Origin of the sequence: Nostoc sp. DedQUE08, from assembly GCF_034530895.1 — a bacterium.
GTDB lineage: Bacteria > Cyanobacteriota > Cyanobacteriia > Cyanobacteriales > Nostocaceae > Nostoc.
Genome location: NZ_JAVRCD010000003.1, coordinates 271,889 through 297,619 on the forward strand (window position 1 = coordinate 271,889; position 25,731 = coordinate 297,619).

The following is a 25,731-nucleotide window of genomic DNA, read 5'->3' on the forward strand; positions in this document are numbered from 1 at the left end:
ATGCTCTCACCCGATCTCAAAAATGCGTTACCAACTACCGATGAACTTCCCTGTTCAGACGATACCCCAGTGGATAACGAAGATCAAAACTTTTTGCCCAATATTTTACTCTTCTTACTTAACTCCATTTGGGCAAATCGCATGGATTGGTACTTCGGAGTAGATATGGGAGTGTATCACACCACAGGAGTAAATCCCAGAGTACCTGTAGTCCCAGATGCTTTTTTAAGTCTGGGAGTAGAACGGAAAAAGGGTGGTAAATCACGCAAAAGTTACGCAGTTTGGGAAGAAAATGGGATAGTTCCAATATTCACATTAGAAATGGTATCCCATACTCCAGGAGGTGAATACGACGAAAAGCTAGACATATATAGAAAACTCGGTGTATTGTACTACGTAATTTATAACCCTGAGTTTTGGCGACGCGACCAACATCAACCCTTGGAAGTGTATAAGTTGCTCAATGGAAACTACCAATTACAAATAGGTGAACCTTATTTGATGCCAGAGGTGGGTTTAGGTATTGGGCGACACCAAACTGTAATTGGCGGCATACAACAGGAGTTTTTATGTTGGTATGACGAGCAAGGAAAGCGCTATTTGACAGATGCAGAACAGGCACAACAAGAGCGATCGCGGGCTGAACAAGAACGGCAAAGGGCTGAACAATTAGCGCAATATTTACGTTCTCTGGGTGTAGATCCAAATAATTTACCTGATAATTCGTAATGACGCTCGTGGACTCGCTACCGCTACGCTAACGTAATTCGTAATTAAAAATTGTTAATTATTTTTCACTATAAGTAAATGATCTAAAGCATCTATATTATTGTTAATTAACTCCTTAATTTTAGAGATAAACTCATGCTCTAAAAAAGGTTTAGTTAAGTAAGCTTTTGCACCTAATTCTTTAGCAAGCTGGCGATGTTTTTCAGCGCTGCGAGATGTGAGAATAACTACAGGTATTTTTGCTAAATTTGGGTATTGGCGGAAATTGCTCAATAACTCAAAACCGTTCATTCGTGGCATCTCTAAATCAGAGACGACAACTTGAATTTCAGGATGTAACTGCAATTTTTCTAGAGCTTCTACACCATTTTGAGCTTGTATTACTTGATAGCCAGATTTTTGGAGAGTTAGAGAGAGAGTTTGCCGGAGACTAATTGCATCATCTACTACTAAAACAACTTTTGGTGATTTATAATCTGGCTCTTGGGAATAACTGAGTTGGGTTTCTATAGTTGTTGTAGAAGTCGATGCCGCAAGTAATGGTGTAGATGAAAAAGTATGCCCTGATATTGGTAAAGCTTTTATATTTGACGGAGAAGCTACTGGTAGCGCCCTGATATCAAGTGTTGTTTGTTGGATTTCGCTAGATTTGATCAACAACAAAGCATCAATTACTAAGATGAGATTACCATTAGCTAAACTACTACAACCATAAATGTATTTTGGCGGTGCGATCGCATTTCCTAAAGGTCTGATTACCAGTTCTTGTTCGCCGATTATTTGGTCAACTTCTAAAGCAACCTTTCCCTGATTTCGCTGTAGCAAAAGCACCGGATTCTTTGCTATGTTTTGGTTTTGATTATTTGAAATATTGTATGAAGTCTCATTATTAGTGAATGAACTATTATAATTAATCAACTTTGAAAGGTGACGAAGACTGACCATAGTCTCATCATTATCTATATTCAAATATAAGACTTTTTTACCTTCAATTTCTTTAATCTGTTGTTCAGAGGGAATCAATATTTTTTCGATACTGTCCAACATCAGACCATAAACAACACCTTTGGCTTGAACTAGCATTAACTTCTCTGTAGTCATAGAAAAAGGAATTTTGAGGATGAATATTGTTCCTTGGTTGGGTAAGGATTGAACTGAAATCGAGCCGTTGAGCGCGTGCATTTGAGTACGCACAATATCTAAACCCATACCGCGCCCAGAAATTTCACTTACTTTCTTTGCAGTAGTAAATCCAGGCGAAAATATCAAATCTAAAAGTTCAGGTTCAGCCAGACTAGAAGCATAGTTTCTAGTTTTTTCTTCAGTTTGTATGGGATAAAGTTCGGCAGCTTTTCTGCGAATTCTATCTAAATTCAATCCCTGACCATCATCTCGAACTTCGATAATAGTTTGGCTACCCTGATGATAAGCGCAGATTTCGATTAAACCTTCTTCTGGTTTACCAAGCTCTCGGCGAACTTGCGGAGCTTCAATACCGTGGTCAAAAGCATTACGCACTAAGTGTAACAAAGGATCGTAGAGCTTTTGGGCGATCGCTTTATCTACCAATACTTCGCTACCGGTAAGTTTCAATTCAACAAGTTTGGCATGAACATTCCCCAATTTATTTACCATGTGGGGGAAACGATTCAGAATATTGCCCAAAGGCGACATTCGTGCTTCGACTAAGCTATCTATAATATTAAGAGTTAAATTCTCTTTTTGATCGCTAATTTGGGTAGCTTGTGTCAAAAGCAAGTCAAGAGATTCTGTGGTTTCTTGTAGTTGCAGTGTTTCTTCTATTGCTTCATGCAATGTCATGTGAAATTCTGTATATACATCCATTTCTAAAGAGTCAAAATCCACTGCAAAACTTTGCGTTTGTCCTGATGTAATATTTTGTATTTGTAAAGGTAAATCGCGTAACTCATTTAAAGTTGTTTGGTGTCTAGTAAGTTGCTGTACTAATTGCTCAATTATTTCTTTGACTTGTTCATCTTGTAAACTACGCCGTTTTTGGGAAATCAGCAATTCTCCTGCTAGATAATTGAGGTGTTGCAGTCTCTCTGTATCTACCCGAATAAATGAAGGTTGGCGAAAGTTTTTAGTTTGATCGTACTGTGATTTCTCTTCTATTTCTTTGTTGATTTGTGTAGCTATCTCAGGCATGACTTCAATAGCTGTTTCCGAAACGTCTATAATTATCTGCTCGCTGACAGTTAATGAATCAAGCTTTACTGAATAATTATCAGTCTGGGTTGTTACGATTTCAAAAGCAAGATTTTGTCTAGTTTCTTCTCCCCATATTGCTTCTAGCAAGTTATCAGTTGATTGAGAAGATACAATCTCTTTAATCACTAACAGGTTTTGTAACTTGGGACTATCAAGCCAATTTTTCTCTTCGCTAGTAACAGGAGGATAATTTTTATATTCTTTTGCTAATTTGTGAATTTGGTTTTGTAATAATTTAATTGCTGAAAGGTGGCTATCAGATGCTTTCAGAGAATATTGAAATTTTGCAACTGCAAATAGAATAATTAAGATTATGCCACGTCGATAAATACAAAGACTTTGACTATCTTCTTCATCCTGAACAAAATCAAGAAAGTCTTTCAGCCAGTTTTCGATATAATTAAGCAGATTTTTTGTTTCTAAGTTGGGAACTAGTAAAGTCAAACTGAGTTCCGCTTCTGGTTTTTGCATCTGGTGATTAAACCAGCCATAAATGTAGCGAATTACTTTTAAATAAAACTTGGCAGTTTTTGGTTTTACAGATTCGCTCTTATTGTTATCAAATGTAGTGAGAAACTGATAAAATTGTTCTTCATCAATGATAAATTTATCAGTGAATGAATTATTTACTAATTTTTCAGATAACTCATTATTTTCCACCACTGCGAGTTTTCGTAAACCTGATGAAGGTTCTCCACCAGATGTGCGATCGCCTGCTAATACTAATTTTTTTGCTTGTTGTAAATCTACTAGGGCAATTTCTGCAATTTGCTGTACCTGGCTGGGATTTGCTTGCAATGCTGAGAGAATAGTTTGGGAAATTTCTCCCAATCCAGGTAAATTTAAAGATTCTGCCAAGCCCAGAAATACTTCAGCTTGAGAGTGTAAAAACTCGATAAATTTGTCATTATTTGGTGGATTGTTAATAATGTCAGCAATACTGTTTAGACGTTGTTCTACTCCTACTTCAAAAACAGATTGCACAATATCAAATCCCAATTCTTCAGAAGTGGGGATATGAGATTCAGCACCAAATGCATCACCCAGCTTTTCTTGCAACTGCGCGAACACTGAAGTTGCTCGATGAAGCAGTTCTTCATCATTAACAGTACTCCCTATTAGCTCAGTATTTAATGCTATACTCAAACACTCATAAGCTTGTAATAAAAGTGTTTGTAATTCTGCATCAACTACCACTTTTGGGTTGTACAAGGCCTTAAATACATCTTCTAAAAAATGGGCGATCGTCTTAATTAATTCTAGCCCAACGTTAGCTGCACCACCTTTCAGTGTATGAGTAGCTCGCATTAGATTGTGAATTTTAGCAATACTGTAATCTTCCGACAAGCTAAATAGTTCTTGTTCAATAATTGTGACTAATTCTGGGGCTTCAGCTAGAAAGTAGATGTAACCTTGTTGGCGAATTTCCTTATCTGTAATCATAAGTAGGGAGTGGGGTGTGGGAAGTTAAAAGTTAGGAGTTAGGAGTCAAGAGTTGATCGACCAAGTGATTTTTCAGTTGTCTTGACTATTGAACTCAAAATCCGAATGATTTCGTCTGCATAGATTAGTTCATTAGTTAAATCAATCTTTACTAGTTTGGACTGTTGTAGTAGACGTAGCCAGTATTTGGTTTCCCTAGCTTCTTTGTATGCAATATACATTTTTGCCAAGAAATCCTTTCTACTCTGACCACCGCTAGCCTCTTCAACATTAGCGCCAATACTTGTCCCACTTCGTAGTAATTGCTTAGAAAGCACATATTCCCGTTGCTCTTGCAGTTTAATATATAGGTTAATAATTTCTAAAGCAAATTTAAAACTTTTCTGTTGAATAATGCTCTCTGCCAATTACTCTTCTCCTCTGTTTAACTAAAAAATTAAAAATAATTAAGTCAAAATATTTTATATTTGCCAATAAAACAGTGTTTTATATAATTAATGCTTTGACCTAATAACTTCTAACTCTTAACTCCTAACTCCTAACTCCTAACTCCTAACTCCTAACTCCTAACCCTAACTCCTAACTATGTTTCATTTCACTTTAAACTTACTAGCAGTTGTTAATAGCTCTTGCGCCATGCCTGATAAATCTTGGAACACAGTCGCAATCTCTTGAGATTCCGCAAAAGTTTTATCGGCAATCTCTGCAACATCTTGCATTGATTTAGTTACTGTTACAGACTGCGCCATTTGTTTTTGAGTCGCTGCGGTAATTCGCTCGATTAGCTGACTAATTTCAGCAGTTGCAGAAACGATCGCATTTAAGTTTTGGCGAGTGTCACTAACAAGATTTGTACCTTCTACTACTTGCTGAATACCAGTTTCCATCGCTACTGCAACTTCTCCGGTTTCTGCTTGAATCTCCTGAACTAATTTTTCAATTTCGATGGTTGCTGCTGCTGATTGGCGAGATAAAGAACGGACTTCATCAGCCACAACTGCAAAGCCTTTGCCATATTCACCAGCACGAGTAGCTTCAATGGCTGCATTCAAAGCGAGTACGTTTGTCTGTGTGGCAAAATTACCAATCAAATTCACCACTTTGGAGATTTTTTGTGAGGATTCGCTGAGGCGTTTAATCTTTTTGCTGGTTTGAGCAACGGTTTCACGAATTCCTTGGATTGCTTTGACAGTCAGGTTCATGGCAGTATCGCCAGACTCTACAGTTTGATTGGCTTTTTGCACTGCTAGTTGTACTAACTCAGCATTCGCTACTACAGCTTGAGTAGAGTCCACCATCTGTTGAATGTCACCTAAAGCTGCGGTAATGTCCTCAGACTGTTGTTGTGCTAGATTGGTTAGTCCCGCTAATGAAGACTCGCTATTGCTAGAAGTTTGGGCAACTTGTTGAGCAGCCCCTTGTACTTGAACAACAATTTGCCGCAGTGCTTGCAGAGTATTATTGTAAGCATCAGCGATCGTGCCTAGTTCGTCTTCTGTAATCGGCGCGCGTACTGTTAAGTCGCCGTTGAGAGCGGGTCTAAGGGCTTTTAAGAGTTGAATAGATCGTTGTTGTAGTAACTCCTTGGCTGCCTTTTCTCGTGTTGCTGCTTCTGCTAATTTTGCTGACTGCGCTTGTACTTGTTGCAAATATTCGGTATGTTGTAATGCCAGTCCTAACTGGCTGCCAATACGTGCTAACAAAGTAACTTCTGATTCTTCCCAATCACGAGTTCCCGAATTCTGATAAGCTGCCAGCAATCCCCACAATTGTTCGCCAGCAAATACAGGAACAATTACATAAGCTTTGGCTTCAAATTGCTCTAAAACTTCAATGTGGCAAGGAGAATGACCTACCTGATAGATATCATTTACAACAAAGTTTTCCCCTTGGGCATATCGACCTCCTTGAGTTTCTTGTAAGTGGGTATCTTCCCAGACGGTTTTGATATCGGGGCCTACCAGTTTTACCCAAAGATGACCTGCTGACTCGGCGACAAATTCACCACTCCAGTTAGGATTGAAGCGATACACGGCAACGCGATCGCATCGCAGTAATTGTCTGACTTCTTGAGTAGTTGTTTTGAAGATTTCTTCTACATCTAAAGATTGCCGGATGCGGTTACTGATCTTGGTAACAGCTTTCTCTTGTTCTGCTATTTGAGCTAGTTTCTCAGATTTAACTCGCACTAATTCCAAATAGTCTATCTGTGATTTAGCTAAACTAAATTGCAAGCTAGTCTGAACCAAAAAGTTCACTTCCCAGCTTTGCCATTCACGGGAGCTAGAGTTTTGATAAGCTGCCAGCAATCCCCACAATTTATCCCCAAAAAATATCGGAACAATGATATAAGCTTTGGCTTCAAACTGCTCTAAAATCTCAATATGGCAGGGAGCTAGCCCTACTTCATAAATGTCATTAACGACAAAGTTTTCACCTCTGACATACCGACCTCCCTTAGTTTCTTGCAAGTAGGTATCATCCAAAACGGTTTTAATATCAGGGCCTACCAGTTTTGTCCAACCAGTACTCACAGACTCAGCCACAAATTCACCACCCCAGTCAGGGTTAAAACGATAGACAGCAACGCGATCGCATTGTAGTGATTGACGCACTTCTTGAGTGGTTGTTTTGAAGACGCTTTCTACGTCTAAAGATTGTCTGATGCGGTTGACTATCTTAGTGAAAACTTTCTCTTGTTCAACTATTTGAGCTAGTTGGTTAGATTTTTTCTGCACTTGTTCGAGATATTCCGCTTGTGAGATAGCTACACCAAATTGCAACCCAATTTGAGTTACAAAGGTTTCTTCCCAAGGTTGCCAATCACGAGGCCCAGAATTTTGATAAGCTGCTAACAAACCCCATAATTTTTCTCCAGCAAATATGGGTGCAATAATGTAAGCCTTCATTTCATACTGCTCTAAAATGTCAATGTGACATTGAGAATGGCCCATTTGATAAATGTCATTAACTACAAAGCTTTCACCCTTGGCATAACGTCCTCCTTGAGTATCTTGTAAGTGGGTATCTTCCCAGACCATGTAAAAATCAGGGCCGACCATTTTTATCCAGCCATTACCCACTGACTCAGCAACAAACTCACCACTCCAGTCAGGTTTGAAGCGATAGACACCGACGCGATCGCATTTTAGTAATTGGCGTACTTCTTGAGTAGTTGTTTGAAAAAGCTTATCAACATTTGATACCCGCAGAATTTTGTCGATGACTTTAGCTACCGATTTTTTTGCTAGTAGCCGCTGTTGCTGTTCTTTTTGGAATTCAAAGCTTTGTAATTTGTAAATCAGTTCTGTTGTCAGTTGAGATAGTAGGCTAATTTCTACTTCTTGCCACTGCCGCTTTGAGTAGCAATTATTGACTGCTAGTAAGCCCCACACTTTACCTTCTACTACAATCGGTAAACTCAAACTAGCTTTAATTTGAAATTTATCTAGCAGTTGCTTTTGATAAGGGGTAAGTTGAATCTGATTGATATCGTCAATAACTACAGCTTCTACATAGTCTTGATTGGTATATAGACCAAAAATAATTCCGGGAATATTTTCGCCTAAAGTTGGAGTCCAACCTAATGTTCTTGATTCGGCTAAAACATTACCTGATTCTCGCGAAGTAAACTGATAAATTAAGGCGCGATCGCAGCCAATCTTTTCTCTAATTTGTGCTACAGTAATTTTAAGGAATGTATCAATGTTTGGGGCTTGGCGCATGTGAGTTGCGATATCTTTCATCTGTCGCCGCCAAGTTTTAAATTCTTGAGCGATCGCACTTAACAAAGACATTTCACTACTAGCAATATTTGCTATATTAGCGCTACCATTCTGATTTTCTAATTCAGAAATTAAATGCTCGTTATCATGGCTGTTGTTATACAAAAATGTCATTTGATTAAACCTCAAAATTGTGATGGGTAATAAATGGATATGTGGCAAGCAATATTTATTTGGTATTTGCTGATTAAGAATTAGGAGTTTTCAAAAATTACATCTTACTAAATATTCAATTATGAATCCCCCATGCTGGAGCTTGAAGAATAGTTTTCGCATCCAAATTAAAAATTATATTCTCTGAATCATTAATAAAGTATCCCTGTAAAAAAGGTGATAGTTTAGGATAAAATAATTCAGCAGTTACAGGTTTCATTTCTTTAGTATCTAGCCATTCAATATCTATTAGCTGTCGTACCAAAAGTCCCAAATACTTACCCTTATTTTCCAGAACAATTGCCATCATTTTTGAAAGTAAATTTGGCCCTTGCGAAATAGGAGGATAACCTAACATTGCCTCTAAATCAACTAACCAAAGCATCTCACCACGCCAGTTATAAATACCTAAAATGCTGCTTGGCATCTGAGGAACACCACATACTTCTGGTAATGATACTTGCAAAACTTCTGTGATGTGTTGTAGAGAAATGACGGCTGTATCACTTACTCCCAAATTAAAACTTAAAAACTTTTGCTGGGTTTCCAAAGCTATCGATCCTTTGTCCTTGATGATTTATCTCTAGCCACTATTTGCATTTATTGTTGATTTTTGGAGATATTCTATCTAAAAAATAGTAACTTCTATGATTTGTTGACTTATGAGATTTTTACTAATTAAGTAATCGCTTTAAAATTACCACTAGTTCGTCGCGATCGATCGGTTTTGATAGATAACCATCAGCGCCCAACATATTACCCCAAATTTTATCTACATCACTATTCTTTGTAGAGCAAAAAACCACAGGTATCTTGCTAGTATCGGGATTATTTTTTAGTTCTCGGCAAATTTCAAAGCCACTTTTCCCTGGTAAAATTACATCGAGAAATATTAAATCTGGCTTATTTTTATCTATTTTGTCTTGAGCCTCTTCACTACTAGTGGCGCTAATCACAGAATAACCTGCCTGTTGCAAGTAACGGCTGATTATTTCCATATCTGTTAAGCCATCTTCAACAACTAAAACAGTATTCATGGCAATTACTCGTTAACTTTTTCTCAAAGTGTAAACAAAATATACAAATCCTCAATGATTCCTCAAAAAGACATGGAAGGGACTAGAGACTAGCCCTAACCCCTTTGCCCTAACCAATATTTCACAAATCAAATAGGACTGCTATAAATACAAAAAATTGTATTTGTTTAATTTTGATTCAATCTTTATTTATCAACCTCCGAAAAAGTACGTAATAAACATTATCTTAGATAAAATTTTTAATATAAAATAGTTTGACAAACTAATTTAAACTTTCAAGCTTGGATTGAATTTTCAAACTTGAAACATGATTGATAAGGAAAAAATTAAAGGTGATTTTATATATAAAATTCCAACCTAGTTGACAAATAAATAATTGGAACTATAGACTTTATCTAAAGTTTTTTAACCTCAATAACTTAATTCTTACTGAGGTATAAAAGTCTCTAACTTTTGAGGAATAATTCAAAACCAAAAATTACTTCTAAGTCTCTCTAATTACAAACCTCTAAACTAGACTTTCTCTTATCGCTGGATACGCTTTGTGTAGGTAAATATTTACGTATTATACTCATTACCTTATCAGCCACTACAGGTTTAGTGAGAAAATCTGTAGAACCAACTACTTTGGCACGAACTCTATCTAAAAGGCCATCACTGCCTGTTAATATAATTATTGGTGTGTTGGAAAAGGTAGATATTCGTCGTAGCTGAGTACAAATTTCGTAACCACTAGCAACTGGCATAATCAAATCCAAGAAAATCAGGTCTGGTTTATCCTGAATCAGGGTTGGTAGAGCTTGTACAGCATCTTGAATTTTGATAAATCTCAATCCATTGGAAGTGACAATATCCTCTACCATTTTGCATACTTGAGGGCTATCATCGACGCAAGCTACTAGTGGAGCAATTCGCTTTTTTGCTTGGGTGGTAGTAGAGTTATTATTAACTTCAGTAATTCTTAAAGGCAAATCAGGTACTTCTATCAATTCGATGATTCCTTTAAGGATATAAGGAAGCAATGAACGGGTCAGTGGCAATACACTTTGTTTCATTTTCATGGCTAAATCTCGTAGAGTGAATTTGCCATTGATTAAATTCACAAAGTTTTTGTAGACAGATGGACTTACCATCTGCTCAAGTTGTTCTGGTCGTCGTAGAATTGGTGCTAAGTCAGGAGAAAAATTTGCTAAACCTGCTTCTGACCAAATTTTCCATGAGTCTTGCATGTGCTTTACAGACATTTCTGAACTCGTGAAGCTCATTGGGGTTTCTAAGATAACTTCTTGGTTGCGATTGCAACTTAGAGAAGCAAAGTTTCCTTGCAAAGCTAGGTCAAATAATAGTTCTGCTATTGTATTTTCCGCAATAGATTGAATCTGTTCTCTCTGAATTTTCTGTTTTTTATAAAATACTTCTATCAGTTTATAGTCCCAGTAATCAATTGATAGGTCTTGCATCGGTAACTGCAACTTATCAACATCAATCTGGGGACAATTCTGGGCTATATGTCTACGCCAACGTCGGAAGGGATGAGTTCCGCCTGTTGCCCAAACTATCCGTCCCAATCGATAGTAAAAAGTCCATTGGCTGCCCTTGGAACTCTTAATATTTAACTTGCCATTGTATTGCAACTGAGTACAAGTTTTAAATTCATTTACTAGGTTATTTGAAATAAGTTCTTGATGGGGCATAGTTTGTTCCTTTTATTAAAAAGCTAGCTATTAAAAACCGATACTAATAGAGCACAGCGTAAATCTACCTACCATGTCAATTAACCAGACAAGTTTCTTAAGTCACTTGTCAAAGGTAGGCAACACTTCCGTCACAGTCTTCTAGCTATATAGCTGTGAATAAGTGCAAATGCATTTGGTATATAGCAGTCTAAATCAAGATTATTAAAAGCAAGACAGATGTTAACATGACAAAACTATTGCTAGTAAATAATTTATCTAGCATAGAGTCTTTATTGGCAGAGTTTACTTTTCTGCTAATATTTATGACTAAAGTAGGTTGCCATAGTCGAGATTATGATGTATTTATATATCATTTTAAGAATTTTCATACTGAATCATATCCGTATAAATTCTGAATTTTAGTTTACAAAATACTAGCAGTCTCTAAAGAGTTTTACTTTTGTTATTCACATTGGCAACATAGGTTAAAATATTTATTTAAATTTACTATTCTTAATTATGTTAATTAATTTCAGTTTTTCTAGTGAATATTATTCTTAAAAAAAGGCGTGCTACTAAAACAAGTAGCAGCCAGATTATAAAGTATTTATTTAGACAACTTATTCAAGGTTGCTTGTGGTTTTGATAGCTGATAATAGCTGCCCGGAGATTACTTTGGTGTTCTGAAAGAAGGCGATCGCCCTCGTCTTTTTCCAAACCAGTCCAGTGCATCAATAACGCCAGCTTAACCCATTTACCACTACGTTCTAGTAAAAAACCAGCAGCTTCCCGACTTAAACCTGTGAGGTCTTGCAAAATTCGCAAAGCGCGATCGCGTAATTTTTGATTTGTTACTGCTACATCCACCATGCGATTGCCATAAACTTTGCCTAGTTTAACCATTACGCCGCTAGAAAGGATATTTAAAGCTAATTTAGTAGCTGTACCCGCTTTCAGGCGAGTTGAACCGGCGATTATTTCTGGGCCTGTTAATAGGCGAATGTCAATATCGGCATCAAAGCTAACTTGTTCAGCAGGAACACAGGCGATAAAAATAGTTATGGCTCCTCGCTGACGAGCAGCATGAAGCGCACCGTGGACATAAGGCGTTGTCCCACCAGCAGTAATGCCAACTACGACATCTAATTGGGTAATGTGCCGCCCAGCGATCGCAGCCTCACCATCTTCAATACTGTCTTCTAAATCTTCAGAACTGCGTACTAGTGCGCCAGCACCACCAGCAATAATCCCCTGTACCAACTCTGGGGGTGTACAAAAAGTAGGTGGACACTCAGCAGCATCTAACACCCCTAACCTGCCACTTGTACCCGCACCGATATAAAATAGGCGTCCTCCGTGACGCAAACGCTCTGCGGTGCGCTCAATTGCCTCTGCTAACTGAATTCTCGCTGCTGCAACTGCTGCGACAGCCTTTTGGTCTTCGTCATTAAACAACTCCACCAATTCTAGGGAACTAAGCTGGTCTAAGTTCAGACTATTAGGATTGACCAGCTCAGTTAAAAGATGCCCGCGTTCTTGCAAATTTGTCATTTGTCATTTGTCCTTTGTCATTTGTCATTTGTCTTTTGTTCTAGCCTACGCCGCCCTTTCTTTGGGCATCTATCTATGTCCGTTGTCATTAGTCAGTTAGCGACCAATGGCTAATCACCAATGACTAATGACTAATGACTAATGACTAATGACTACTTACAACAACCCTTCCAATTTGCGACGCATCTTCTCTAATTCAGAATCAGACAATTCTGGTTCTTCTAGCGGCTGTTGATTGAGAGGGAAAGTGTCTTCAACAGTATCCTCCTTCTGGGCATCTTCTTGCCAGTCAGTTTTTTCGACGTTAAGTTCTGGGGGAGTTACAACTAAATTGCTGTTTTCTGGGATGATTTCCCATTCATATCCAGCACTTTCGCAAAATTCCTTGATTTCTTCAGCATCCATCGGCTCCGGTGTGGGTGCGGGGAAATCCTGAGCTTCTAACATCAGGGCAAAGCGCGTCGCATCGTCTTCTGACTCGAACATCAGAATTTTATTGCGTAGCTTGCCGCCTTCGGCATCGCCTTCCCGAATTGTGTGAATCCCCTCATTTTCCGTTCGAGCGTTAAAAATTAACACAAAAACACGCATTGGTGTAATCATCTGTCCTTTTTAAGGTTTATTCATATTAAAGTTCGAGATTGTGCCTCAAGGAAAGTCACAGGAATAATTTTCACTCTATTCAGATTTTCCTGAAAACGCCAATATTATTAAGCATAAGTATTGGATCGATAAAATACCGTAACTCAACCAATGGGGTCTTGGGTTTAGTTGGCGTATCCTGGAAATGGCATACTGAACCAATGTGCCAGTTAATGCTTGTGTGTGCCAGCGAGATCCGGCGATTAATACAGTGAAAGCAAATGACTAAATCTACCAATCAAGATATTCATTCCCCCTCCCCTATCCGCAAACGTTTGTGGTTGCTGGTGTTGAGCCGGGGTAGCATTGCCTTGAGTGGACTTTTGCTGTTAGGAGTTCTCGTTGGTATTTGGCGGTTGTGGACTTTTGTCCAAACAGAGTTAACGCCGTTGGCACAACAAAGTTTGACTACTACACTCAACCGTCCGGTAAAACTGGGAAGAGTCACACAATTTTCGTTGACAGGAGTACAGTTTGGGGCTTCAGCTATCCCAGCCACACCCACAGATGCAGATCGGGCCACAGTCGAATCTGTAGAGGTGGGTTTCGATCTGTTACAACTAATTTTTAATCGCCATCTAAAGCTAGATGTAACCTTAGTCAACCCAGATATTTACATTGACCAGGATGACCAAGGGCGTTGGGTTTCCACTACCATTACGTCGTCAGGTGGAAGCAGTGCAATTAAAACCGATTTGGACTACCTGCGGTTTCGTAATGCCAAGCTGGCCTTGATGCCGGATGAGAGAGTAGAGGGAGATGAGGGGGTAGAGGAGCAGGGGGGCAGCACTTCTCTACGAGAGGCTGCGCCAACGGCTACGCTCAGTGACCGGGGAGCAGGGGGGCAGGGGGGCAAGGGAGAATACCCAAATTCTAATTCAGTACTGGATAAACGCCCTGCTACCGCTAACAACACTCAGCAATTGCCGGTGCTATTTTCTCAACTCAATGGTTCTGCTCAACTTTTAGCAAATAATCAGTTGATCCGGTTTGAAGTCGGGGGTCAAGCAGACAGTGGTGGTAATATTTCCATTCAGGGAGAGACACGTTCTAAGGTGCTAGCAGGGACTTTCCAGGTGCAAGCACAAGATTTTTTGGCTGAGAATATTACTCGGTTGATTAAGTTACCAATTAACTTACAGGCGGGTCGAGCCAATGGCGATTTGTTAGTTCGGTTGACACCAGGACAGCAAACTCTATTGTTTGGCAACGCTACTGTGCAAGGGGTAACGCTGCAAATACCCAAAGTCCCGCAACTGTTGAGCAATAGTCAAGGAAACCTCCACTTCCAAGGAACAGAGTTGCAGTTAAATAATGTGACTAGCAACTACGGCAAAATTCCTTTAGTGGCTACGGGAATCGTCGACACGAAATCAGGCTTGAAGTTGGCAGCGCGTGTAAATGCGGTGAGTTTGGCGAATGCCCAAGAGACTCTCAAGGTAAAATTACCTGTAGCGATCGCTGGACAAGTACAAGCTTCTTTGCAAATTACCGGATCGACAAAAGAGCCAATACTCTCCGGCTCAGTTGCCACAATCCGAACTGCCAGAATTGACAAAGTTGATTTTAATAGCATCAGTAGTAAGTTTGAGCTTGCTACTAGTTCCTCTTTAATTACCTTAAAAGATATTCAAGGTAAAGCCAAAGTTGGTGGTGAAATCACGGGCGCTGGTACAATTAGACTTGGTAAAAATCCGCGACTGGATTTAAATTTCGCTGCCAAGAATGTTCCAGGGGATGCGATCGCAAATGTCTACGAAACAACACCTACCTTTCAAATCGGCAATGTCTCTGCTACAGCTCAACTAACTGGCGCTCCTACCAATGTCCAAACCGTGGTACAGTTCCAAGCTCCTAATGGAACTTACCCCGGAACTGGTGAAGTTGCGATCGCTCCAAATCGCACCGTCTCTTTCCGTAATGTGGCTCTGAATATAAGTGGTGGTACAGTTCGGGCAACTGGTAGTTATTTTAATGAGCGTTGGCAAGCTGTGGCTGTTGCCTCTGGCGTAAAATTAGAACCCTTTGTAGACAAAAGTCAACTGCAAAATGTCTCTTTGGCTGGGGCACAATTCAATGGTCGTCTCATCCTCTCAGGCAGCACAGCACCATTTGCAATTGCCACAATTCGCAGTGATGGTGCAGGAGTTCAAATTGGTGGCGGTACAGTTGCAGTTTCTAATATCCAACTGCAAAACCAAAGTTTCTCGGCTCAACTGGTAGCTAATGGCGTGCGGTTGGGACAAATATTGAAACAGTCTCCCCCAGCTTTAGATAATCCTTTGGCGGGAACGTTCCAAATCGCAGGTAGCAGAGATGATTTCAGCCTGAAAACCTTCCGTGGCAGTGGTGAGGGTCGCCTTGCTATTGGTGGCGGTACGGTTACAGCCTCTAATATCCAAGTAGCGAATGGTGTATATCAGGCACAAGTTCAGGCTAAGAATGTGCCTGTGCAGAAGTTGGCAAAAGTACCCAAGCAGTTCCAAGGAGCATTAAATGGTCAGTTCAACGTAGCGGGTTCTGTTGATTCTTTTAAACCACAAACGATCCAAGCCAACGGTCAGGCGCGGATAAATGTTGCAGATGGAACTATTACAGCCTCTAATATCCAAGTGGGTAATGGTGTATACCAGGCGCAAGTTCAGGCAACCAATGTACCTGTGCGGCAGTTGGCAGCAGTACCACCGCAGTTTGGAGGGACGTTAACTGGTCAAGTAAACGTGGCGGGTTCTGTTGAATCCTTCCAACCGCAAACGATCCAAGCCAACGGTCAGGGGCGGATAAATGTTGCGGGTGGAACTATTACAGCCTCTAATATCCAAGTGGGTAATGGTGTATACCAGGCGCAAGTTCAGGCAACCAATGTACCTGTGCGGCAGTTGGCAGCAGTACCACCGCAGTTTGGAGGGACGTTAACTGGTCAAGCAAACGTGGCGGGTTCTGTTGATTCTTTCCAACCACAAACTATCCAAGCTAACGGTCAGGGACGGCTGGATGTTGCAGGTGGAAATATTACAGCCTCTAATATCCAAGTGGGTAATGGTCGCTATCAAGCTGTAGTTGATGCTGCTGGTGTGGAATTAAATCGGCTCAATCAGCAATTACGAGGTCAGTTTGGCGGTCAATTGCAATTAGCCGGTACGCTTGGATCGTCCAAATTAGCTGATGTGCGTGCAGCTGGACAGGTGCAATTATCTCAAGGTATCCCTGGTTTAGAGCGACCTCTGACGGCTGCGATCGCTTGGAGTGGTGAAAGGCTGACCATTGAGCGAGCCACTGCTCCCGGTTTAAGTGTGACTGGTAACATATTAGCCAATGCAAAATCAGCAGGGATACCGGAAATTACTGCCCTAAATCTCAACGTCCAAGCGCAGAATTACAACTTAAAACAGTTACCGATCAATCTTCCTAATCAGGTTGCTGTGGCGGGAAATGTAGATTTTAATGGTCAAATCACTGGTAAACTGCCCTTACCAAATGTCGTAGGACAAATCAACTTACGAGACTTGATTGTTCAAGATATTGCTTTTGAGCCGTTGTTAACTGGAAACATCAATTCAGAACAGGGACGTGGTTTGAGTTTAAACTTGGCGGGTAATAGCGATCGCTTGAACTTCAATTTAGATGCCAATAATCGCCCGAAATCTTTCTTAGTCAAATGGCAGCAAGCATCAGCCACAGGTAATGTTCAAGGGAATGATTGGGCGCTGAAACTTGCCAATTTCCCCTTACAAATATTGAATTTGACTCCGCCACCGATTACTCGCCTGGGTGCTGGTAAGATAGCTGGGTTGTTAACTGGGGATTTGCTGTTTAATCAGCAGACATTTGCCGCTACGGGAAATTTAGCGATCGCTAATCCGCAAATTGGCCGGGTTAAAGGCGATCGAATAGCTGCTCAATTCCGCTACGGTGACGGTAAAGCTACACTCACTAGTAGCGAATTTGTCAAAGGAAAAAGTAGCTACGCCCTTGTTGGGACTGTGGCTCAAAGCCCTAAAGGGCCTAAATTACAAGGTAAATTGAACGTCAAGCAGGGTGAGATCCAAGATGTTCTGGCTGTAGCCAAGGTATTTGATTTACAAAATTTGCCAGGTGGTTCGGCAGAAATTTACGGCACCGCAGCGGATCTGACTACCAACCCCCAAGGAACGCCAAATGAACCCTTATTAACCCAAATCCAACGGTTTTCTGAAATTGAAGCTTTGGTGGCAGAACAGGAAGAACAGCGACTTAATTCCACTCCAATACCAGATTTGGCAGACTTAAAGGGGACTTTCAACGGGGAAGTGGCTGTAAATACAGCTACAGCCAATGGATTATCAGTGGATTTTAATTTGAACGGACAAGATTTTGCCTGGGGTAAAAAGGAAGAACGAAATCGTTTTTATACTGCCGATCGAGTGATTGCCGAAGGTAGCTTTGAAAATGGTGTTTTGAGTTTGCGACCATTACGAATCCAGTCTAAAAACAGACTGATTGCCTTTACAGGTAACGTTGGTGGTGATGAACAATCTGGTCAGTTGCGGGTGAATAATTTTCCGGTACAACTATTGAATAATGTTGTCAAACTACCAGTTGGAATCACAGGTAATCTTAACGGTACAGCAGCTTTAGCAGGCAGCATTGCTAATCCCCAAGCTAGAGGGGAATTGCAAATCACCGAAGGAATATTAAATCAGAGCAAAATAGAGTCAGCAAGAGCAAGTTTCAGCTATGCCAACGGACGCTTAAACTTTGGTAGTACTGTAGCAATTGCTGGCCCAAAACCTGTTGATATTACTGGCAGCATCCCTTATAAATTACCTTTTGCTTCCGTCGCACCAGACAGCGATCAAATCAGTTTGGATATGAAGTTAGAAAACGAGGGATTGGGGCTGTTAAACGCATTGAATAATCAAGTGTTATTTGAGAAAGGTGAAGGAGAAGTAGACTTGAAAGTGCGGGGAACATTGCAAAAACCCCAAGTACAGGGAATTGCTACTGTCAATGATGCTACTTTTTCAGCCCAGGCTTTGCCACGTAAGCTGAGAGGTGTCACAGGTAGAGTTCTGTTTAATTTTGACAGCATCTTAGTAGAAAATCTTCAAGGTAGATTTAGCCGTGGGACGGTAAAAGCCGCTGGTGAAATTCCCATTTTCAACAATGAGAACGTAACTATCAAAAATCCCCTGACTGTTAATCTCGATCAGTTAGCGTTGAATCTCAAGGGACTTTACCAAGGAGGCGCTAGTGGCAATTTGCAGATTACTGGTTCTGCCCTTAACCCCATAATTGGCGGTAGAGTAGATTTATTTGATGGTAAAGTATTGCTGGCAGAATCTACCAACGCTACGACATCTGAAAATGGTAGTATTGGCGTATCACCTACAAAAGATAATAAGCAGAGCAAATCTAAAATTGGAAATAGCACGGGAAATACTAACGCCAGATTTAATAATTTAGATTTGGAACTAGGTAAAAACGTCCAAATTACCCGTGACCCTATTCTCAACTTTCGTGCCAGCGGTAATCTCATCGTTAACGGCTTAATTAATCAGCCGATACCCGATGGTACCATCCAGTTAGAAAAAGGAGGGGTAAATTTATTTACTACCCAATTTAACCTTGCTCGTGGCTATAAACACACCGCAACTTTTAGTCCTTCTCAACCCCGCGACCCCAACTTAGATATTCGGCTATTTGCCAAAGTACTAGATGTAACTCAAAGTAATGACTTCAGCCGAGTAAATTCTACAGGTTTATCAGCGTTAGAGAGTGTTCGAGTCGAAGCTACTATCAACGGTTTAGCTAGCAAACTAAATGAAAATTTAGAATTAACAAGTAGTCCATCACGTAGTCAAACCGAAATTGTTGCTCTTTTAGGAGGCGGATTTGTAGACACCCAAGGACGTGCAGACAGTACTTTAGGCCTGATTAACATCGCAGGTTCGGCTGTGTTTAACAATTTTCAGTCAGCTTTTAACCAAATTGGGAGTACCTTTGGCTTAAGCGAACTGCGGATATTCCCTACCGTTATTTCTGAGAATCCCGAAGCTGGAAGAAGCAATTCAACTTTAGAATTAGCAGCGGAGGCTGGGGTTGACATTTCTTCCAAAATATCCGTTTCCAGTATTAAAATTTTGACAACAAACGATCCCTTCCAATGGGGTATTAATTACCGGATAAACAATGAATTTCGCGTGCGTGCCTCCACTAACTTAACCGATGACAGTCGTGCTGTAGTGGAATATCAAAAGCGATTTTAAATAAATCTCTTCAATTACGAATTACTTCCTGTTCCCTCTTCTCCTTGCTTCTCAACAGCTTGTCGTACCTGTTTAACATCCAATTCTAATGCTTCAGCAATTTGCTCTATACTTAAACCCAACTTAAGTAGACGGGGTATAGTATTGAGTTTTGTTTCTTTGCGAACCTCTTCTTTTACTTCCTGCTTTGTTTCTTCTTTTACTTCCTGGTAAAATTTAGTTTGTCTCCAGTCGGTTAATCCAAACATTGCTTCTAACTCCTGTTGACTTTTGTTTACAAATTTGTAGATAAGCATTCTCTCTACTAATTCTAAAAGATTGCTACGGTTAGCTTCATCCGTTTGTTGTACTTGTTTTATCAAGTTTTTCGCTTGCTGTACGGCTCGATCTTCGGCTGCAACTACTAACTTAATTATGCCTAGCCCAATCGAAGATGATGGTACATTATCTAATTCGTCTAAATAAATTATACGAATTTGCTGTGGAGCTAATGATGTTTGATAAATGAATGGTATACCTGGATCGAGATTACGTTGAGCAAAAAGTAATACTGCTTGCCAGCGACGTTGAGGTTTATATTGATTGATATAGAGGAAAGCTTCTGTGATTATTCGCCAGTAAATATCATCATCGCGCTGAAACTGTACCTCAACAAAATAGATTGTGTCTTCTGGGTAGTCAGGTTTGGGTAAGAATAAGCCATCGATACGACGTGCTAGTTCTTTGATTTCTACTGAGGTAAATTGGTAGTGTAATGCTAAAGCTTGCGATTGTTCCAAAAGTTCAAATAACACACCTGGAAGAGTTTGGAATAAGGTGTAAAAAATCGTGTCTGTTTTCATGCACTCTCGATATTTGAATATTTTCAGATTATCGGGGCTGAGAGAAGATGATTTTTCTAAATTTATTAAATTGTGATATCATCACCTTGCCGATTAATAGCTAATCGCAAAATTGATAATCCTAAAATTATCAAAAATAGCACTAAACCAATCGTGCAAGCATAGCTAATTTCCAAGTTATTGAAAGCTTGCTCATATAAATAGTAAACAATCGTTTTTGAGCTACTGAGTGGGCCTCCTTGAGTCATAATGTAGACTTCTTCAAACACTTTGGTCGCAGAAATAGCCGAAATTACTGCCACTAAGGCTAAATATGGCTTCATTAAAGGTATGGTAATATCCCAATGTTTGCTGATACCATCAGAGCCATCAATGGCTGCGGCTTCGTACACATCAGCGGGAATTGATTGCAACCCCGCTAAATAAATCACCATGTAGTAGCCTAATCCTTTCCACACGGTGACAGCCATGACGCTGGCAAGAGAAATTGGTACAATGCCAAAAATTTTTGCTGGGCTAGTTAGCCAAGGAATACCTTCTGGAAAAATACCTAAAGCTTTAAATAACTGATTCAGTAATCCGTTTTCTGCATACAGCCATTTCCAAGCTATTCCCGCAACCACCATTGAAATTACTACTGGAGTGTAGTACGCTGCTCTAAACCAATTCATTCCCCGCAGTTTCTGATTTACCAAAATTGCCAGTACTAAGGGAGCGATTACTAAAATTGGTACTACACCTACAAGATATAAAAAAGTGTTTTCCAAAGTTTTCCAAAAAACTGCATCCTTCCAAAGCTTGAGAAAGTTGGCGAAACCTATCCATTGTGGCGGCTGGGCAATGTCTTCATAACTGGTAAAGCTGAGGTAAAAGGCTTGCAATGCAGGCCAAAAGACAGTTAAGCCTAAAAGAACTAAGGCGGGTAGTAAGAACAAATAAGGGGTAAGCCGCTGTTTAATGAACATCCAATTTTTAGGTATCAATTGATTCATAAGAATTTAATAGTTGTTTTTGCTTTGTCAAAACAAGAATTTGGAGATGTGAGTAGATTTAAGCTTCAATATTTTAAGGGCATTATTTGCTTGTGTAAGCAATGGCGTAGCCTCTCGTAAAGAAGTTCGTCGTAGACATCGCTAATTAATAACTTGGAGATCAATTGCAATGGAAACTCAGCACAATCCGCCAATTGAACATCAAAATGTCCCCATAAACCACCGTGGACTGCATGATTTTTTGTATAGTTCTGATAACGAACACGCCGCCATTGAAGTGAGTATAACTCCCGATCTGGCAAACAATGGTACTGAAATCATTGGCTTTGAGGCTTGGAGTGTGGCTGCTCAGAACGCTAAAATTGCCGGAGTTTACGCAGTATTAGATGCAGAACGTCACACGCAGTACATTGGCTATTCTCGGAATGTGTTGCTTTCCCTAAACGGCCATCTTCGCCAAAATGGCAAGCAAAAGTGTGCTTTTGTACGCGTGCAAGCATTCAAGTTTCCCAAGCGTCAAGAAATGGAAGATTTGCGAGATGCGTGGATAGCAGAACTTGAAAGTACGCCACCTGGTAATGCAACTGATTGCAGAATGTGGGCTAGTACGGTAGGTGAAGCGACTAAGGCGGTAATGTCAGAAGCCCAACTTCAAGCCTACGAGGAAAAAAAGCTAAAACTGCGGAAAGCAATGGCTGATACAACCCTTTCTAAAGAGTTAGAAACAATAGATGCGAGTGAAGCCGAACGTCAACGTCAACTTGAAGCTGCTGTGAAAAACGATGACTGGAGTGTAATTATTGACGCACAGACACAGGAAACTAAGTATTGATTTTTGTCTGTTTGAGTGCGCTATCTGACTTTTTGAGTAAGTGGCATGAAAGTTTTGTGAAAGATGAGAAGATTTTAAAACGCAAAGGGGCGCTGAGGGAAGCGCAAAGGTTCGCAGAGGAGTGAATTCTTTGCGTTCCTTTGCGTAAACCTTTGCGTTCCTCTGCGTTAAAAAAGGATATATATGACGACAAAATTAGATGCTCTGATTAATTCTCTAGAAGGTATAGAAACTATTACTGACTCTACTCAAGTCGCAAAATTATCCCAGGATTATCACACTTTTAGCCCTGTGTTAGTGTCGAAATTAGAGGGAAAAGTTGGGGATATCGTAGTGCGTCCCGCTAATGAAGCAGAGGTTTTAAAAGTTGCAGCCGCCTGTGCAAAACATCGTATACCTGTAACTGTGCGAGGCGCGGGAACTGGGAATTATGGGCAATGTGTACCGTTGCACGGTGGCGTAATTTTGGATATGACGCGGTTGCAAGAGATTCTTTGGGTAAAACCGGGAGTGGCGCGGGTGGAAGCTGGGGTGAAGTTGGCAGCTTTGGATAAAAAAACACGAGAAATTGGCTGGGAAATTCGTATGGCTCCGTCTACGTACCGCACTGCCACAATTGGCGGATTTATTGCTGGAGGAAGTGGCGGTATTGGCTCGATCCAATATGGTATGTTAGCCGATCGCGGTAATATCTTAGCATTGCGGGTGATAACTGTAGAAGATGAACCCCGTGCGATCGCATTACGCGGCGATGATGTCCAAAAGGTAATTCATGCTTGGGGAATTAATGGCATCATCACTGAAGTCGAAATTCCTTTAGGGCCAGCTTATCCTTGGGCAGAAGTCATTGTCACCTTTGACGACTTTATGACAGCAGCAAAGTTTGGTCAGGCAATTGGTAATGCTGATGGCATGATTAAGAAGTTGATTTCTGTCTTTGCATCCCCAATTTCCCAATATTTTCACGCACTACAAGAGTATATTCCTGAAGGAAGTCACTCAGTATTCTTGATAATTTCTGAACCGAGTTTGGAATTCTTACCAGCTTTGGTGCAGCAATACGGCGGACAAATTACATATAAAAAACCAGCTGAGGAAGCAGCTAAAGGTACACATTTAGCGGAATTTTCCTGGAACCACACTACCTTACTTGCCCGGAGTGTAGATGCTGGTATTACATACTTACAAAGTCTCTTTCCTAATGATTGCAGTTTGCAACTAGTAGAGCAGATGTATAATTACTTCGGCAATGAGGTAATGATGCATTTAGAATTTTTTCGGGTGAATGGTGTCGTAGTTCCTGGTGCATTGCAACTTGTGCGCTACACCACAGAAGAACGCCTCAATGAAATTATCCGCTATCACGAAGAACAGGGTGTGAGTATTGCCAATCCTCATACGTATATTATTGAAGACGGCGGCAGAAAATTTATCGATCCTGAGCAGTTAAAATTTAAAGAAATAGTCGATCCTTATGGGTTGATGAACCCCGGTAAAAGCAAGGTTCTTCAATTCCAAGCTCAAAATTAGCAAACTACAGAAACACGTATCAGAAATTTCTCTGTATATTTGTGTAACCTCTCTCTAAAAAGCTAGCTGTTGGGCGTTTATAATTTGTGGTTTGATTTTAACAGCCGTGGGGATAACCCAAAATCCAACATTCCAATAATCGCCCATGATTGAAATTGACGGTTCCTACGGAGAGGGAGGCGGACAAGTTCTTCGCACTTCCTTAAGTCTAGCCGCCATTACCGGCGAACCCATACGAATTACAGGCATTCGCGCTGGACGCAAAAAGCCAGGATTAGCAGCGCAACACTTAACAGCAGTTCGGGCGGCGGCGAGAATTTGTAATGCCCAACTACGAGGTGATGCTTTGGGTTCAATGCTGCTAGAATTCATCCCAGGTAGTGCTGTGCAAGCGGGAATTTATACCTTTGATGTTAGTAAAGCACAACAAGGTGGTTCTGCGGGTGCGATCGCTCTAGTTCTTCAAACAATTCTTTTACCTTTGGCACTAGCATCTGGCAATTCCCTGGTGACACTAAAGGGTGGAACTCATGTGAATTTTAGCCCGACAGCGACGTATATTGAGCAAGTTTATCTGCCCATACTGCAACGCATGGGTGTAGAAGCCCAAGTCAAGTTAGGCGCTTGGGGGTGGTATCCCCAAGGTGGGGGCGAGGTAGAGTTACAGGTGGATGGCGGTGGTAAACTCGGTGGGATCGACTTGCTGGAACGGGGCGATTTACAACAGGTGCGAGGACTAGCAGTGGTGACGGAATTGCCTTCCCATATTCCGCAACGGATGGCTAATCGTGCGGAGAATTTGTTACGGGAAGCTCATTTAAAGGTTACTGTACAGACTTTACGAGAAAGAGGTGTGGCACCTGGGGCGGGTATTTTTTTAACTGCTGAGTATCAGAATAGCTTAACTGGGTTTGGTGGATTTGGGCGTTTGCGGTTGTCGGCGGAAACAGTTGCAGAGATTGCTTGTCAGCAACTGCTTGAGTTTCATTACACCGGCGCACCGGTGGATGAACATTTAGCAGATCAGTTATTATTGCCGGCTGCTTTAGCTTCACAAGAAAGTCACTATCGAGTAGCTGAAGTAAGTAGGCATTTGACGACAAATGCAGCAGTTATTGAACAGTTTGGGCTGGCGGAGATTAGAGTAGATGAAGCTGAGAAAATCGTGTCCGTGAGTCCTGTAATTAGTGGATAAGATTAAAGACTAAACACTTTCTTAAGAGTCTTAATTTTTGTAGTATCAATGCCACATTCAAGTTTAGAGATAAGTCAATATACTAGGTTAAGCAAAATACATTGCAATACTATAGCAATTCGATTTGATTTCTGAATTAATCGTAGGCACTAGGGACTGGGGACTGGGAAGAAGGAATAAAGGTGTACTGAGTTTTTTTCAAAAATCAAATATGAGTCCTATAACACTTTGCCTATATTCTAATACAGTTCAGTTAAGCTTTTTCTCTCCCCCTGCTTCCCCTGCCTCCCCTGCTCCCCCTGCCTTAACAGATAAATTTGCTTAACTGAACCGTATTGGCCTATATTCCCGTTGACAAAATTATGCGTGGGTGTATAGCAACATAGGAAATGCCTCATTTCTAATAGCTGAAATGAGGCAAAGGAGCTTATATAAGTAAAAACAGAGAAGTTTTGATACTCACTCTAGGACATTTGCAATCAATCCTGTAAAGCCAGATTTGTTGTAAGAATAAGCAAATGACAAATTTACAAGGCGATCGCAAGTAGAGTTAAAACTGAGTTTAGTTGTTCTTAATATTTACTATTTAATTAAATATCGAATATAGCCTTTGAATTTACCTCTACTAAAGGTATATATTTAAGTTAAGTCAGTTTGCGATCGCAAATACAAAAGACTGGGAATTGGGCATGGGGTATGGGGCACTAAATACAGAGATATTTTTTGTTGACTGTGGTTATGCCCAATCGGGTATGAGACTCTTGCATCTAGTAAATTATGCTCTTGGATGAATGTTTGAACTTTCTGGACGAATGTTTGAACTTTCTGGACGAATGTTTGAACT

16 protein-coding genes are annotated in these 25,731 nt (G+C 40.4%); 5 read left to right on the plus strand and 11 right to left on the minus strand.

Going from position 1 to position 25,731, the window contains the following annotated elements; translation table 11 throughout:
* Window positions 1–729 (plus strand): Uma2 family endonuclease, encoded by a 729-nt coding sequence (locus RMY64_RS03675; protein WP_322672610.1) that lies wholly within the window; start codon window positions 1–3, stop codon window positions 727–729.
* A 54-nt stretch (window positions 730–783) separates the two neighbouring features.
* Here the strand turns inward: RMY64_RS03675 and RMY64_RS03680 are convergent, their stop codons facing one another.
* From RMY64_RS03680 to RMY64_RS03715, 8 genes are all read right to left on the minus strand, one after another.
* The gene (locus RMY64_RS03680; protein WP_322699330.1) at window positions 784–4,404 is read right to left on the minus strand and encodes a response regulator; all 3,621 of its coding nucleotides are present in this window, start codon (window positions 4,402–4,404) and stop codon (window positions 784–786) included.
* Between the two features lie 38 nt (window positions 4,405–4,442).
* Entirely contained in the window at window positions 4,443–4,811 is a 369-nt protein-coding gene (locus tag RMY64_RS03685; protein ID WP_322699331.1) for a four helix bundle protein, read from the minus strand.
* Window positions 4,812–4,994: 183 nt separating this feature from the next.
* The gene (locus tag RMY64_RS03690) at window positions 4,995–8,303 is read right to left on the minus strand and encodes a GAF domain-containing protein (protein ID WP_322699332.1); all 3,309 of its coding nucleotides are present in this window, start codon (window positions 8,301–8,303) and stop codon (window positions 4,995–4,997) included.
* Between the two features lie 115 nt (window positions 8,304–8,418).
* Window positions 8,419–8,892 carry a chemotaxis protein CheW gene (locus RMY64_RS03695; RefSeq protein ID WP_322685189.1) on the minus strand — a complete coding sequence of 158 codons (474 nt, stop codon included), beginning with the start codon at window positions 8,890–8,892 and terminating at the stop codon, window positions 8,419–8,421.
* Between the two features lie 124 nt (window positions 8,893–9,016).
* Window positions 9,017–9,379 carry a response regulator transcription factor gene (locus RMY64_RS03700; protein WP_322664528.1) on the minus strand — a complete coding sequence of 121 codons (363 nt, stop codon included), beginning with the start codon at window positions 9,377–9,379 and terminating at the stop codon, window positions 9,017–9,019.
* Between the two features lie 494 nt (window positions 9,380–9,873).
* A complete protein-coding gene (locus tag RMY64_RS03705) occupies window positions 9,874–11,073 on the minus strand; it encodes a response regulator (protein WP_322672605.1) in 1,200 nt (399 codons plus the stop codon).
* 606 nt (window positions 11,074–11,679) lie between these two features.
* Window positions 11,680–12,606: an N-acetylmuramic acid 6-phosphate etherase gene (murQ, locus tag RMY64_RS03710; protein WP_322672604.1), complete on the minus strand. Its 927-nt coding sequence runs from the start codon at window positions 12,604–12,606 to the stop codon at window positions 11,680–11,682.
* Window positions 12,607–12,762: 156 nt separating this feature from the next.
* On the minus strand, window positions 12,763–13,209 hold the full coding sequence (locus RMY64_RS03715; RefSeq protein ID WP_322672603.1) for a DUF3110 domain-containing protein: 447 nt from the start codon (window positions 13,207–13,209) through the stop codon (window positions 12,763–12,765).
* A gap of 260 nt (window positions 13,210–13,469) precedes the next feature.
* Here RMY64_RS03715 and RMY64_RS03720 point away from each other — a divergent pair, with 260 nt between their 5' ends.
* A complete protein-coding gene (locus tag RMY64_RS03720; protein WP_322699333.1) occupies window positions 13,470–19,496 on the plus strand; it encodes a translocation/assembly module TamB domain-containing protein in 6,027 nt (2,008 codons plus the stop codon).
* A 14-nt stretch (window positions 19,497–19,510) separates the two neighbouring features.
* Here RMY64_RS03720 and RMY64_RS03725 read toward each other — a convergent pair whose 3' ends face one another.
* Window positions 19,511–20,338: an Rpn family recombination-promoting nuclease/putative transposase gene (locus RMY64_RS03725; RefSeq protein WP_322685186.1), complete on the minus strand. Its 828-nt coding sequence runs from the start codon at window positions 20,336–20,338 to the stop codon at window positions 19,511–19,513.
* A 65-nt stretch (window positions 20,339–20,403) separates the two neighbouring features.
* Window positions 20,404–21,330, minus strand: a complete 927-nt coding sequence (locus RMY64_RS03730; RefSeq protein ID WP_322685185.1) for a sugar ABC transporter permease — start codon at window positions 21,328–21,330, stop codon at window positions 20,404–20,406.
* Window positions 21,331–21,499: 169 nt separating this feature from the next.
* On the opposite strand from RMY64_RS03730, the gene RMY64_RS03735 reads away from it, so the two are divergent.
* The 3 genes from RMY64_RS03735 to rtcA all read left to right on the plus strand — a co-directional run bounded on the left by RMY64_RS03735 (window position 21,500) and on the right by rtcA (window position 24,887).
* Entirely contained in the window at window positions 21,500–22,162 is a 663-nt protein-coding gene (locus tag RMY64_RS03735) for a GIY-YIG nuclease family protein (protein ID WP_322699334.1), read from the plus strand.
* A gap of 183 nt (window positions 22,163–22,345) precedes the next feature.
* Complete coding sequence (locus RMY64_RS03740) at window positions 22,346–23,692, plus strand: FAD-binding oxidoreductase (protein WP_322699335.1); 1,347 nt, start codon at window positions 22,346–22,348, stop codon at window positions 23,690–23,692.
* 145 nt (window positions 23,693–23,837) lie between these two features.
* Window positions 23,838–24,887, plus strand: a complete 1,050-nt coding sequence (rtcA, locus tag RMY64_RS03745; RefSeq protein ID WP_322699336.1) for an RNA 3'-terminal phosphate cyclase — start codon at window positions 23,838–23,840, stop codon at window positions 24,885–24,887.
* Between the two features lie 639 nt (window positions 24,888–25,526).
* On the opposite strand, the gene RMY64_RS03750 is transcribed toward rtcA, so the two are convergent.
* Window positions 25,527–25,731: hypothetical protein (locus tag RMY64_RS03750; RefSeq protein WP_322699337.1), on the minus strand; the 205-nt coding region annotated here is incomplete at its 5' end.